The following is a 13,338-nucleotide window of genomic DNA, read 5'->3' as shown; positions in this document are numbered from 1 at the left end:
TGTCCGGCGCAGCCGCGCTCCTGACGCCGCCCGCCGACCGACCCCTACCGACCTTGGACGCATCCTGATGGCTTCCACCCTGCGCAAGTTCCCCTTCTCCGCCCAGATCCTGCTCGGCCTCGTGCTCGGCGCGGCGCTGGGCTTCCTCGCCCGCGAGGGCGACCTGAGCTGGCTTGCCGGCACCCTCGACACCGTCGGCGGGCTCTTCGTCCAGTTGCTCAAGCTGGCCGTCCCGCCGCTGGTCTTCACCGCGATCGTGGTCAGCGTGGTCAGCCTGCGCGGGGTGGCCAACGCCGCCCGGCTGGCGCTGAGGACGCTGCTCTGGTTCGGCGTCACCGCGCTGATCGCGGTGAGCCTCGGCATCGGCATCGGTCTGCTCACCAACCCGGGCCGGGGGGTGAGCCTGGACGTCGGCGGCGCGACCGCCCCGAAGACCACCGGCTCGTGGACCGACTTCCTCACCGGCATCGTGCCGACCAACCCGGTGGGCGCGTTCGTCGAGGGCAACGTCCTCCAGATCGTCTTCCTCGCCCTGGTCGTCGGTGCCGCCGCGCTGCTGGTCGGTGCGGCTGCCGAACCGTTCGTCGAGCTCAACCGCGCGGTGCTGGCCATCGTGCAGAAGGCGCTGTGGTGGGTGATCCGGCTCGCCCCGATCGGCACCCTCGGGCTGATCGGCCACGCCGTCGCCGCGTACGGCTGGGACCTGCTGGCCCCGCTGGCGAAGTTCACCACCGCCGTCTACGTCGGCTGCGCCGTCGTCCTGTTCGTGGTCTACCCGTTGCTGCTGGTCACCGCCGGCCGGCTCAACCCGCTGCGGTTCTTCGCCGGTGCCTGGCCGGCGATCGAGTTGGCCTTCGTGTCCCGCTCCTCGGTGGGCACCATGCCGGTGACCCAGCGTTCCGTCGAGCGGCTCGGCGTCCCCCGCGAGTACGCCTCCTTCGCGGTGCCGTTCGGTGCCACCACCAAGATGGACGGCTGCGCCGCGATCTACCCGGCGCTCGCCGCGATCTTCGTGGCCCAGGTCTTCGGAGTGGACCTCGGCGTCGGCGACTACCTGCTGATCGCCTTCGTCTCGGTGGTCGGTTCGGCCGCCACCGCCGGCCTGACCGGTGCCATCGTCATGCTCACCCTGACCCTGAGCACGTTGGGCCTGCCGCTGGCCGGAGCCGGTCTGCTGCTGGCCATCGACCCGATCCTGGACATGATCCGCACCGCCACCAACGTGGCCGGGCAGGCGGTCGTGCCGACCATCGTGGCCGCCCGCGAGGGCATCCTGGACCGCGACGCCTACGCCAACGCCGGCCGGCGCGACCTGACCGACGCCGACGGGACCGACGCCGACGGGACCGCCGACCGGCCGGCCCGCCGCGACGACCTGACGCCGGCACCCGCCTGACCTCGACGGCTGCGATCCCTCCCCCGTCCTGCACCGCCATCAGCCCCTACCGGAGGATCACTCGCATGAGTGCCCTGTTCACCCCGCTCGCCCTGCGCGGCGTCACCCTGCCCAACCGGATCGCCCTGGCCCCGATGTGCCAGTACAGCGCCGGCCCGGACGGCCTGCCCACCGACTGGCACCTGGTGCACCTCGGCGCCCGGGCGGTCGGCGGTGCCGGACTGATCGTCACCGAGGCCACCGCGGTCGTCCCCGAGGGGCGGATCAGCCCCCAGGACACCGGCATCTGGTCCGACGCGCACGTCGACGCGTGGCGTCCGGTCACCGCGTTCGTCGCCGGCCAGGGGGCGGTGCCCGCCGTGCAGCTCGCCCACGCCGGGTTCAAGGCCAGCACCTGGCGGCCGTGGGCGGCCGAACGCGGCGGGGTGCCCGACGCCGAGGGCGGTTGGACGCCGGTCGGGCCCGGGACCGAACCGTTCCTGCCCGACTACCGGCAGCCGACGGCGCTCGACGAGGCCGGGATCGCCGGGGTGGTGTCGGCCTTCGCCACCGCCGCCAGCCGGGCCGTCGACGCCGGCTTCGCCGTCGTGGAGATCCACGCCGCGCACGGCTACCTGCTGCACGAGTTCCTGTCCCCGCTGACCAACCACCGCACCGACGGGTACGGCGGCGACCGGGCCGCCCGGATGCGGCTCACCCTGGAGGTGGCCCGCGCGGTCCGCGCCACCGTCGGCGAACAGGTGCCGGTGCTCACCCGGATCTCCGCCACCGACTGGGTCGACGGCGGTTGGACGGCGGACGACAGCGTCGCGCTCGCCGCCGAGCTGGCCGCGACCGGGGTGGACCTGGTGGACGTCTCCTCCGGCGGGGCGTCGGCCCGGGCGGCCATCCCGGTCGGTCCCGGCTACCAGGTGCCGCTGGCCGCCCAGATCCGCCGCGAGGCGGGCGTACCGACGGGTGCGGTCGGCCTCATCGTCGAGCCGGAGCAGGCCGAGCAGGTCGTCGCAGCCGGTGAGGCCGATCTGGTGCTGCTCGGTCGGGAACTGCTGCGCGACCCGTACTGGCCGCGCCGCGCCGCCGCGAAGCTCGGCGCCACCCCCGACTGGCCCGACCCGTACGCCCGCGCCTTCTGACCGTCTGCCGACCGGCCTGCGTCGACCACTGCGGGGAGAGTTGTTGTCGCTGGAGCGGCAACAACTCTCCCCGATCCCGGGTGGCGCGAGCGGGCGGGCGCGGGACGCAGGACGCGGGTGACCTGGTCAGCCGGCCAGGTGACCCCAGTCGTCCTCCAGGTCACGCCACGGACCCTGGGCGACGGCCGTGCCGTCGATGAGCACCACCACGTGGTCGGCGCGGACCAGCGCCGCCCGTTTCGAGGTGGAGCCGACCACCGTCACCCCGTGCTCGCGCAGCGCCGCCCACAGGGCCAGCTCGGTGGTGACGTCCAGAGCGGACGACACGTCGTCGGCGACCAGCAGTTCGGTACGCGGGGCGAGCGCCCGGGCCAGCGCCAGCCGCTGCAACTGCCCGCCGGACAGCCGGGTGCCCTTGTGCCCGATGAGCAGCCCCAGCCCACCCCCACCCGCCAGGTCGTGCTCCAGTTGGGCGGTGCTCACCGCCCCGGCCGCGTCCACGTCGTGCCCGAGGGCGATGTTGTCGGCGACGGTGCCGGAGAGCACCCGGGGCAGCTGCCCGACGTAACCGACCTGCTGGGGGCGCAGGAACAGCTCCGGTTCGGTCACCGGGTCGCCGTTCCAGCGCAGTTCGCCGACGTGGTGCACGATCCCGGCCAGCGCCCGCAGCAGCGACGACTTGCCGGACCCGACCGGCCCGACCACCAGCACCAACTGGCCCCGGTCGACGGTCAGGTCGACGTCCCGCACGGCGAGGGTGCCGTCGGAGTGCAGTGCCCCGTAGCCGGTCAGCTCCAGCCGGCGCAGTGGCCGGCGCGGCGGCGGCTCCGGCGCGGGGGCGGTGCCGGCGGCGATGTCCACCCCGGGCACCTCCGCCGAGTACGCCCCGATCCCGGTCATCGCCACCGTCCGCCGGGTCCACACCCGAGCCGACGGGTACTGCGAGACCAGGGACGCCGTGGTCCAGGCGAACCAGCGGGCCGCCCCGAGGGTGGAGACGGCGACCAGGGTGGCACCGGCGGAGAGCCCGCCGGTCAGGTAGAGCGCCCAGGCGGCGATCGGCAGCAGGCCACTGGCCACCGACGGGGTGGAGCGGGCCCACACCTGCGCGGCGATCTCCCGCCGCTGCCGGTCGCTGCGGACCAGGTCCAGGGCGGAGAGGTGGTCGAGCACCGGGCGGGTCGCCCCGGCCAGTTTGACCGTACGGGCCGCCGACAGCGAGGAGACCAGCGCGGTGGCGAAGGCGGCACGGGCGGCCACGGTGTCCCGGGCGGAACGCTCCAACCGGGGGCCGAACAGGGTGGCAGCCAGCCCCGAGACGGCCATCGTGCCGACGAAGAACAACGCCGGCACCAGGCTGCCCGTGACCAGCGTCATGGTCACCAGGGTCACCAGGGCGATGAGCTGGTCCATCAGGTTGTCGGCGAGCTGCACGACCCGTTCGGTGTCGCCGCTCTGGGCCACCACCTCGGCCGGGGTGTGCCGGCTGGACCGGCGCGGGCCGGTCTGCCCGTGCACCAGCCGCAGACTCATCCGCAGCATCTGCCGTACCCACCACTGGGGGAACCGCAGGTTGGTCCAGTAGGGCAGCGGCAGCACGATCACCAGCGCGGCGGCGATGCCGATCGCCGGCAGCCACGGGTCGCCGCCGTCGACGACGTCCGCCCAGAGCCAGGGCAGCACGGTGCCGTCCAGGCCGAGCACGGTGATCACCATGAACAGCGCGACCGAGAGCAGGCCGAAGCGCGGGTCGTTCAGGCCCAGCCGCAGGATCTCCCGCATCGTCCGGGTGGGCGGCAGGGGTGGCAGCGGCGGCGGGTCCCCCTTGGGTACGGCGACCGCCGCCCGCCCGGACACCCCGGCCCCCTCGACACCGGCCCGCCCCGGCCCGACGCCACCCGTCCCGGTGCCGTCCGCCGTGATGCCGCCATCCGGCCCGGTGCCGTCCGGCCCGGTGGCGTCCGCCGTGATGCCGTCCGTCTCGGCCCGGTTCGGCGCGGCCCGGTTCGGCGCGGCGGCGTCCGCCCAGGGGGTGTCGGGCCCGTCCGGGTACAGGTCGCCCGGCCGGCCGGCCTGCGGCCAGGCGGGGCCGGAGGCGTCGGCCTGCGGCCAGGTGCCGCCGGAGGCGTCGGCCTGCGACCGGGCGGGGCCGGAGGCGTCGGCCTGCGGCCAGGTGCCGCCGGAGGCGTCGGCCTGCGACCGGGCGGGGCCGGAGGCGTCGGCCTGCGGCCAGGTGCCGCCGGAGGCGTCGGCCTGCGGCCGGGCGGGGCCGGGTGCGTCGGCCTGCGGCCAGGCGGGGCCCGGGCCGTCGAGCAGGTCCACCCCGCCCCGGGCGGTGCCCGTCGGGGCCGCACCCACCGGGGTGTACGCGGCGGCGCGGCTGCTGGCGAGCAGCTCGGCGAAGCGGGCCGAGGAGTGCAGCGGCCCCGCCTCCAGGACCGCCCCGTCGGCCATCACCACCACCTCGTCGCAGCGCCGCACGGAGGAGAGCCGGTGCGCGATGATGATGCCGATCCGGTCGGTGAGCAGGCGTTCGGTGGCCTCGCGTACCCGGATCTCGGTGACCGGGTCGAGTCGCGCGGTGGCCTCGTCGAGGACCACCACGTGCGGATCGCGGACCAGGATCCGGGCGAACGCCACCAGCTGCTCCTGACCGGCGGAGAGCACATACCCGCCCTCACCCAGCCGGGTGCGGATACCGTCGGGCAGCTCCGCTACCCAGCCGGTGAGCCCCAGCTCGGCCAGCGCCCGGGGGGCGGCGTCGAGCAGGTCCGGGTCGAACAGGGCGACGTTCTCGGCGAGGGTGCCGGCAAGGATCTCGGTACGCTGCGGCACCACCGCGATCCACCGACGCAGTTCCTCGACGTCCAGGTCACACAGGTCGGTGTCGCCGAGCAGTACCGTGCCGCGCGGCACCTCGACCGCCCGGGTGAGCACCTTGGTCAGGGTCGACTTGCCCGAACCGGTCCGCCCGACCAGCGCGTACGACCGTCCCCGGACGAAGCTGAGCCGGACGTCGCGCAGCGCGGGCGCCCGCTCGTCCTCGCCGGTGGCCGGGTAGCGGAAGGTGAGCCCGCGCAGGGTCAGGTCGCCGTCGGTGGGGGTGACCCCGCCGGAGGGTTCCTGCGGGGCGTCGGAGAGCAGCAGCACCCGGGCCCAGGCGCCGAGGGCGTACTGCAGGTGCGGCACCCAGCGGGCGAGATGTTCGACGGTCGCGCCGAAGCTCAACGCGAGCAGCCAGATCGCGGTCAACCGGGCCCCGTCGACCCGGCCGGTGGTCAACGCCCACGCCCCGGCGAGCACCACCCCGGCGATCCCGACCCGGATGGCACCGGCGGCGACGGCGGTGACCCGCGCCGACATCAGGAAGACCCGGCGGCAGCGGTTCAGCACCTCGGCCGCCCGCCGGGCGTACAACCGCAGCACGTACGGCTGGGCGAGGCTGGTGCGGACGTCGTCCTGGCCGTGCACCGCCTCCTCCATCACGGCGGCCAGGTCGGACCAGGCTTCCTCCTCGAACATCCGGGCCGGGGCGATGGCGGCGGTGGGACGGCGCAGCAGCACGATGAGCAGCACGGTGAGCAGCAGCATCGCCACCCCGGCCGGCCACCAGACGAACAGCGCGCTGAGCGTGGCGAGCAGGCAGAGCACCAGACCCTGCACCAGCCGTACGCCGGTGTTGCGCAGCTCGGAGGCGACCTGGTAGACGTCGTTGTCGATCCGGTCGAGCAGCTCGCCGACCGGGGTGCCCTCCAGGGTCGGCAGGTCTTGCCCGAGGGCGACCCGGCAGAGCCGGCGACGCACGTCGGCGGACCAGTCGGCGGTGATGCCCGCCATCAGCAGCGCGATCACCAACTCGCCGAAGACTGCCACGACCAACGCGACGACCAACGCGACGAACCAGCCGGCCGAGCGGTGCACCAGCACCGGGCCGGCGACCGCCGAGGCGGCGGCCTGACCGGCTGCCCCCAACACGACGAGCACGATCACGACCGTCATGCGACGTGGCGCGGACGCCCAGAGATCACGGAGCAGGCGCATGGAGATTCCCTCCGGAACTCGGGGTGGCGGTACCCCCCAGCCTGACCCCCGCCCCCCTCCCCTCAACGCATTTACCACCCACCCTCCCCCTCCCCTCTCCCCCACCCCTCCCCGCCTTACCCCTCTCCCCCACCCCTCCCCACCCCGCCCCACCCCTCCCCTCCCCGGTGATCAAGAGGTTTACGTCAAAGTTGATCTTCAAAATGACGTAAACCTCTTGATCAACTGACCTAAAGCTCTTGATCACTGGGACGAGCCGGTGAGCGGCGGGGGCAGGGGGCGGGGGCAGGGGCGGGGCGGGGTGGGGGCTAGAGGGTTGGGGGTGGGGTGTTCGGTGAGGTGGGAGGGCCGGGGCGGGTCAGAAGAGGATGGTGGCGAGGGTGCCTACGGGGCGGAAGCCGCAGTGTTGGTAGACCCGGCGCGCGGGGAGGTTGAAGTCGTTGACGTAGAGGCTGACCGTCGGGGCGACCCGGAGCAGCGCGTCGCGTACCACGGCGGCCATCGCGGCGGTGGCGATGCCACGGCCCCGCCACTGCGGTGCCACCCAGACCCCCTGGATCTGGGCGGTCCGGCGGGTCACCACCGCCAGCTCGGCCTTGAACACGACCTCCCCGTCGATCATGCGGGCGTACGCCCGACCGGCTCGGACCAGGTCCTCGACCCGTCGGCGGTAGGCCCGGCCGCCGTCGTCGGCCAGCGGTGACACGCCGACCTCCTCGGCGTACATGGCGACCGCCGCCGGGAAGAGGCGGGGCACCTCGTCGGGCCGGACCCGGCGCACCTCGGGGTCGACCGGGATGCGGGGCGCAGTGTCGGTGGCCAGTAACGGCTGGTTGGGGCGTACGTCACGGGCCGGCCCCCAGTGGTCGGCGAGCCGGTCCCAGAGTCCGAGCACCGCGTCGGCCCGCCCGACGATGGACGAGCAGAGCCGCTCCTCGCCGGAGAGCTGCTCGGCGAAGGCGGCGACCGCCGACTCCGTGGCGAGGATCGGGGTGAGGTTGCCGCCGAGCCAGCAGATCGACTCCAGGTTGCGACGGGTGCCGTAGCCGAGAATGCGCCCCTCGGCCCGCCACCAGGCCAGCCCTCGGGCGGAGACCCGCTCGGCGACCTGCGCGCCCGCGAACGGGTCGAGGTCGAGCAACCGCTCGACCGCGCGGCGCTCCGATTCTCCCAGTTGGCGTACGGGCACCGTCAGCACGGTTCCAGCCTGCCAGATGCGGGTGGTGGTCCGCCGGGCGACCGGCGCAGCCGCGCGACAGTCGACCCGGACCGGGCCTCATCGTGAACACTCTTGTCGACGACACTTTGGCGATATATCGTTGATGCATCAGCGACACTCCACGGAAGGAACGACACGATGGGATTCCACCGACGGATGCAGGCCCTGCAAGAGGCACGGCAACGCGGCTTCGGCTTCCCGCCCATGCCACCCGGCCCGCACGGGCACGGGGGTTGGGGCGGCGGCCGGGGTGGTCGCGGGCGCGGCCGGGGACGCCGGCCCAACGTCCGGGCCGCCGTGCTGGCCCTGCTCACCGAGCGGCCGATGCACGGCTACGAGATGATCCAGGAGATCGACTCCCGCACCGGCGGGGCCTGGCGGCCCAGCCCCGGATCGATCTACCCGACCCTGCAACTGCTGGAGGACGAGGGCGTCATCGCCGCCAGCACCGACCCGGCCGGCGGCGGGCGCAAGCGGTTCGGCCTCACCGACGCCGGTCGGGACGAGGCCACCACGGCCGCGCAGACCCCGCCCTGGGCCGAGTTCGCCGAGGACACCGTCAACAGCTGGCACGACATCCGCGACGCGGGCGCGCAGGCCATGCACGCGCTGCGCCAGGTGATGATGACCGGCACCGACGACCAGCGGGAACGCGCCGCCCAGGTGCTCGACGAGACCAGACGCAAGCTGTACGCGATCCTCGCCGAATCCGAGTGACCGCCGGGCACGACCCGGCGACCCGGCCAACGGCCACCCGCGACGTCCGGGCCCGGCACGGCGAACCCCGCCGGCCGGCCCGGACCGCCGCCACCCATCAGCCCGGCCCTCGCCACCATCAGCCCGGACCGCCGCCATCAGCCCGGACCGCCGCCACCATCAGCCCGGCCCTCGCCACCATCAGGCCAGACCGGACCACCACGACCCCGAGCCGGGTCACCGGGCATCCCGGCGACGATCACCTCGTACCGACGAAGGCGGCCCTCCCACCGGGAGGGCCGCCTTCGTCGACGGTGGATCAGTGCACGGTGACGGTGGGGCCGGGGACGAGGTCGCGCAGCTCCTCGGGGATCTCCGCGCCCATCTCGTCGGCGATCCGCAGCGCCTCCTCGATCAGCGTCTCGACGATCTGCCCCTCGGGGACGGTCTTGACGACCTGCCCCTTGACGAAGATCTGCCCCTTGCCGTTGCCGGAGGCGACACCCAGGTCGGCCTCGCGGGCCTCGCCGGGCCCGTTCACCACACAGCCCATCACGGCGACCCGCAGCGGGACGGGCAGCCCCTCCAGGCCGGCGGTGACCTCCTCGGCGAGCTTGTAGACGTCCACCTGGGCCCGGCCGCAGGACGGGCAGGAGACGATCTCCAGGCCGCGTTCGCGCAGGCCCAGCGACTCCAGGATCTGGTTGCCGACCTTGATCTCCTCGACCGGCGGGGCGGACAGCGACACCCGGATCGTGTCGCCGATGCCCTCGGCGAGCAGCGCGCCGAAGGCGACGGCCGACTTGATGGTGCCCTGGAACGCCGGGCCCGCCTCGGTCACCCCCAGGTGCAGCGGGTAGTCGCACTGCTCGGCGAGCTGCCGGTACGCCCGGATCATCACCACCGGGTCGTTGTGCTTGACCGAGATCTTGATGTCCCGGAAGCCGTGCTCCTCGAACAGCGAACACTCCCACAGCGCCGACTCGACGAGCGCCTCGGCGGTGGCCTTGCCGTACTTCGCGAGCAGCCGCTTGTCCAACGAGCCGGCGTTGACGCCGATCCGGATCGGCGTACCGGCGGCGGAGGCCGCTGCGGCGATCTCCTTGACCTTGTCGTCGAACTGGCGGATGTTGCCCGGGTTGACCCGGACGGCCGCACAACCGGCGTCGATCGCGGCGAAGACGTACTTCGGCTGGAAGTGGATGTCGGCGATCACCGGGATCTGCGACTTGCGGGCGATCGCCGGCAACGCCTCCACGTCATCCTGACTGGGTACGGCCACCCGGACGATCTGACAACCGGACGCGGTCAACTCCGCGATCTGCTGGAGCGTGGCGTTGACGTCGGAGGTGAGGGTCGTCGTCATCGACTGCACCGAGACGGGGGCACCCCCACCGACCGGCACCGAACCGACCATGATCTGGCGACTGACCCGGCGCGGGGCGAGCGGCGGGGGCGGTACGGCGGGCATACCGAGACTGACAGCGGTCACTTGGGCACTCACCTCGTGAAGAGCGTGATCGGGTTGACGATGTCCGCGGTGGCGGTGAGCAGCGTGAACGCCCCACCGATGAGGATCACCGCGTACGTGATGGGCATCAGCTTGAGGTAGTCGACCCGGCCCGGGTCGCGCCGGCCGATCCGGGCGTAGAGCCAGGAGCGGGCCCGTTCGAACCAGGCGATGGCGATGTGGCCGCCGTCCAGCGGCAGCAGCGGCAGCAGGTTGAACACGCCGACGAAGAAGTTCAGCGAGATGAACAGCAGGACCAGCAGCTGCCAGACGCCGTTCTCCAGCGCTTCGCCGCCGAGCCGGCTGGCCCCGACGACGCTGATCGGGGTGTCCTTGTCGCGTTCGCCGCCGGTGACGGCGGTCCACAGGGCGGGGATCTTGTCGGGGATCCGCTTGAGCGCCTCGTAGGTGCCGACGGCCAGGTCCTTGGTGTAGCCGGCGGTGGCCGGGATGGCCTCGACCGGGCCGTACGTGACGTTCGCCGGGACGCCGGGCGGGAGCATCGGGCCGGCGACGCCGAGGGCGGAGACGGTGACCGGGGCGCCGTTGGGGTCGTCGAGCGGCTTGCGTTGCACGGCGGCGAGATCGGCGCGGACCTCACCGGCCACGCCGTCGCGCTCGTACCTGATGGTCGCGGGCTGGCCCGGCGGGAGGTCGCGGACGGTCTTGACCAGCGCGGTGTAGTCGGCGACGGCGACCCCGTTCACCGCGACGATCTTGTCGTCGTCGCGCAGCCCGGCCTGTTTGGCGGGGCTGACCGGGTCACCGGGGGCGCACTCGCGGGCGGCGTCGGTGGGGATGACGCAGTCGACGACCTTGACGTGCGCCGGCAGCGGGTTGGGCAGGTCCTTGTTGGGCAGGCCCATGAACATGGCGGCCAGCCAGATCGCGATGATCGCCAGCGCGAAGTGGGTGACCGAGCCGGCGGACATCACGATCGTCCGCTTCCAGACCGGGTAACGCCACATGGCCCGCTTCTCGTCACCGGGTTCGACGTCGTCGTCCTGCGGCGTCATACCGACGATCTTGCAGAAGCCACCGAGCGGGATGGCCTTGAGGCCGTACTCCGTCTCACCCCGGCGGAACGACCAGATGGTCGGCCCGAAGCCGACGAAGTAGCGGGTGACCTTCATGCCGAACGCCTTGGCGGTCAGCATGTGACCGGCCTCGTGCAGGCTCACCGAGATGAGGATCGCCAGGGCGATCACCACCACCCCGAGCAGATAAAGCATCAGGCTTCCTTCCCCGACCCCGCGATGATCTCCTGCGCGTGCGCGCGCGCCCACGATTCGGCGGCGAGTACGTCCTCGACCGTACCCGGTTCGCCGAAATCGGGGGCCTCCTCCAGCACCCGTTCCAGGGTGTCGACGATGCCGAGGAACGGTAACCGGCCGGCGACGAACGCCGCCACGCACTCCTCGTTGGCCGCGTTGTAGACCGCCGGTCGGCTGCGACCCGCCTCGCCGGCCGCCTTGGCCAGCGCCACCGCCGGGAACGCCTCGTCGTCGAGGGGGGCGAACTCCCAGGTGTGGGCGGTGGTCCAGTCCACGGCGGCGGTCGCGTCGGGCACCCGGTCGGGCCAGCCGATGCCGAGCGCGATGGGCAGCCGCATGTCCGGCGGGCTCGCCTGGGCCAGGGTGGAACCGTCAACGAACTCGACCATCGAGTGGATCACCGACTGCGGGTGCACCATCACGGTGATGTCGGCGTAGGGCACGTCGAACAGCTCGTGCGCCTCGATCACCTCCAACGCCTTGTTGACCATGGTGGCCGAGTTGATCGTGACGACCGGGCCCATGTTCCACGTCGGGTGGGCGAGCGCCTGCTCCGGGGTGACAGCGGTCAGCTCGTCGCGCCGCCGCCCCCGGAACGGTCCACCGCTGGCCGTGACGACCAGCCGCCGTACCTCGCCGCGGGTGCCGCCGCGCAGACACTGGGCCAGCGCCGAATGCTCCGAGTCGACCGGCACGATCTGCCCCGGCCGCGTCACCGCGGCCTTCACCAGCGGGCCGCCGGCCACCAACGACTCCTTGTTGGCCAACGCGAGGGTACGACCACAGCGCAGCGCGGCCAGCGTCGGCGCGAGCCCGAGCGACCCGACCACCCCGTTGAGGACCACGTCGCCGGGCCACTGCGCCAGCTCGGTCATGGCGTCCGGACCGGCGATGATCTTCGGCAGCCTGAAGTCCCCGGTGGCCCAGCCGCGCCGACTCGCCTCGGCATAGAAGGCGAGCTGGAGATCCTGCGCGGCGGACGCCTTGGCCACCCCGACCGCGTCCACGCCCAGCTCGAGGGCCTGGGTGGCGAGCAACTCGACGTTGCCGCCACCGGCACCGAGCGCCACCACCCGGAACCGGTCCGGGTTGCGCCTGACGATGTCGATCGCCTGGGTGCCGATCGAGCCGGTGGAGCCGAGCAGTACGAGATCCCGGGGAGTTGTCACGCGGCCATTCTGCCCCGGCCCCGCTGTACTCCCGCTGGGAGCCTCACCCCTGAACGTCCGCCTCCCCGCCCGACTTCTCCCCGCCGGGCGGTTCCGCCTCCTCGACCGGTGCCTCCTCGCCGAGCGGTTCCGCCTCCTCGACCGGTGCCTCCTCGCCGAGCGGTTCCGCCTCCTCGACCGGTGCCTCCTCGCCGAGCAGGTCGGCCGGATCGATACTGAACGCGAAGGGCTGCCGCATGACGAACGTCGTCCCGGCGGCAGCGGCCGCGACCGGCCGGTACTCCCCGTCGGTCAACTCGAAGAGCGCGATGGTGGGCACCCGGTTGCGCAGGTCGACGCGGAGGAAGAACGGGACACCGGCGGCGGCATACTCGCGGGGCCGGTCGATCACGTCCTTGCGCCGGTTACCCGGCGAGACGACCTCACCGAGCAGCACGGCGTGGCCGATGTCCATCGTCGTCCGCCCACCACCGGGAACGTCGAGGATCACGATGTCAGGAATGAAGAGGTCGGCACCAGAAATGATGTTGGCTTCGGCGTAGAGCCACAGCTTTTCTCGGCGGGCCGCCTGCTTGAGCAGGTAGGCCAGATCCAGCTCGGCATTCTGATGGTCGTATCCGGCATGTGGTGTCACGATCACGCTTCCGCTCAGGACCTCAACCTTGGGGCCGTTGGTCTCCGGCAACAGGTCGAGGGCGAGCTGGGCGGTCCACGGCTCGTCGTGCCAGCGCAGCACGTCGAACGACGGCCCGGTCGGCCGGTCGGTCGACCCTTGCGACTGACCGCCGGACTCGGGCCTCTGGGACGTCGGGTCGGGCGACTGCGGCGCGGGCTCGGGCACGAATGCGGCCTGGGCCATCCGGGCTCACCCCCTCAGCGGAACATCCTGCTGGTCCCAGC

At 73.0% G+C, this 13,338-nt stretch carries 9 protein-coding genes; 3 read left to right on the top strand and 6 right to left on the bottom strand.

What is annotated here, in order from left to right:
- The first annotated feature begins 79 nt into the window (after positions 1-79).
- Positions 80-1,396 carry a dicarboxylate/amino acid:cation symporter gene (locus tag J7462_RS27590; RefSeq protein ID WP_219470766.1) on the top strand — a complete coding sequence of 439 codons (1,317 nt, stop codon included), beginning with the start codon at positions 80-82 and terminating at the stop codon, positions 1,394-1,396.
- 65 nt (positions 1,397-1,461) lie between these two features.
- Positions 1,462-2,529 carry an NADH:flavin oxidoreductase/NADH oxidase gene (locus J7462_RS27585; RefSeq protein WP_219468407.1) on the top strand — a complete coding sequence of 356 codons (1,068 nt, stop codon included), beginning with the start codon at positions 1,462-1,464 and terminating at the stop codon, positions 2,527-2,529.
- A gap of 126 nt (positions 2,530-2,655) precedes the next feature.
- Here J7462_RS27585 and J7462_RS32675 read toward each other — a convergent pair whose 3' ends face one another.
- A complete protein-coding gene (locus tag J7462_RS32675) occupies positions 2,656-6,570 on the bottom strand; it encodes an ATP-binding cassette domain-containing protein (protein ID WP_255597923.1) in 3,915 nt (1,304 codons plus the stop codon).
- A gap of 358 nt (positions 6,571-6,928) precedes the next feature.
- The gene (locus J7462_RS27570; RefSeq protein WP_219468403.1) at positions 6,929-7,768 is read right to left on the bottom strand and encodes a DUF4081 domain-containing GNAT family N-acetyltransferase; all 840 of its coding nucleotides are present in this window, start codon (positions 7,766-7,768) and stop codon (positions 6,929-6,931) included.
- Between the two features lie 159 nt (positions 7,769-7,927).
- On the opposite strand from J7462_RS27570, the gene J7462_RS27565 reads away from it, so the two are divergent.
- Positions 7,928-8,506 carry a PadR family transcriptional regulator gene (locus tag J7462_RS27565; protein WP_219468400.1) on the top strand — a complete coding sequence of 193 codons (579 nt, stop codon included), beginning with the start codon at positions 7,928-7,930 and terminating at the stop codon, positions 8,504-8,506.
- Positions 8,507-8,804: 298 nt separating this feature from the next.
- Here the strand turns inward: J7462_RS27565 and ispG are convergent, their stop codons facing one another.
- The 4 genes from ispG to J7462_RS27545 are packed head-to-tail and all read right to left on the bottom strand — an operon-like array spanning position 8,805 to position 13,297.
- Positions 8,805-9,977 (bottom strand): flavodoxin-dependent (E)-4-hydroxy-3-methylbut-2-enyl-diphosphate synthase, encoded by a 1,173-nt coding sequence (ispG, locus tag J7462_RS27560; protein ID WP_219468397.1) that lies wholly within the window; start codon positions 9,975-9,977, stop codon positions 8,805-8,807.
- Positions 9,978-9,985: 8 nt separating this feature from the next.
- Positions 9,986-11,227 carry an RIP metalloprotease gene (locus J7462_RS27555; protein WP_219468394.1) on the bottom strand — a complete coding sequence of 414 codons (1,242 nt, stop codon included), beginning with the start codon at positions 11,225-11,227 and terminating at the stop codon, positions 9,986-9,988.
- Positions 11,227-12,438: a 1-deoxy-D-xylulose-5-phosphate reductoisomerase gene (dxr, locus tag J7462_RS27550; protein WP_208569277.1), complete on the bottom strand. Its 1,212-nt coding sequence runs from the start codon at positions 12,436-12,438 to the stop codon at positions 11,227-11,229. Before dxr ends, J7462_RS27555 begins: the two co-directional genes overlap by 1 nt.
- Positions 12,439-12,481: 43 nt before the next feature.
- Positions 12,482-13,297, bottom strand: coding sequence for a Uma2 family endonuclease (locus J7462_RS27545; RefSeq protein ID WP_219468391.1), 816 nt, complete (start codon positions 13,295-13,297; stop codon positions 12,482-12,484).
- Positions 13,298-13,338: the final 41 nt, after the last annotated feature.

The organism is Micromonospora sp. RL09-050-HVF-A, from assembly GCF_019374995.1.
In the GTDB taxonomy this organism is placed as follows: domain Bacteria; phylum Actinomycetota; class Actinomycetes; order Mycobacteriales; family Micromonosporaceae; genus Micromonospora; species Micromonospora antibiotica.
The sequence above is the reverse complement of the archived record's forward strand: the minus strand, read 5'-3'. Positions and strand labels throughout refer to the sequence as shown.

Excerpts from the sequence above, each read along its gene's own strand:
- J7462_RS27585 (WP_219468407.1), top strand. The coding sequence starts at position 1,462 with ATGAGTGCCCTGTTCACCCCGCTCGCCCTGCGCGGCGTCACCCTGCCC.
- J7462_RS32675 (WP_255597923.1), bottom strand. The coding sequence starts at position 6,570 with ATGCGCCTGCTCCGTGATCTCTGGGCGTCCGCGCCACGTCGCATGACG.
- J7462_RS27565 (WP_219468400.1), top strand. The coding sequence starts at position 7,928 with ATGGGATTCCACCGACGGATGCAGGCCCTGCAAGAGGCACGGCAACGC.
- J7462_RS27555 (WP_219468394.1), bottom strand. The coding sequence starts at position 11,227 with ATGCTTTATCTGCTCGGGGTGGTGGTGATCGCCCTGGCGATCCTCATC.
- J7462_RS27545 (WP_219468391.1), bottom strand. The coding sequence starts at position 13,297 with ATGGCCCAGGCCGCATTCGTGCCCGAGCCCGCGCCGCAGTCGCCCGAC.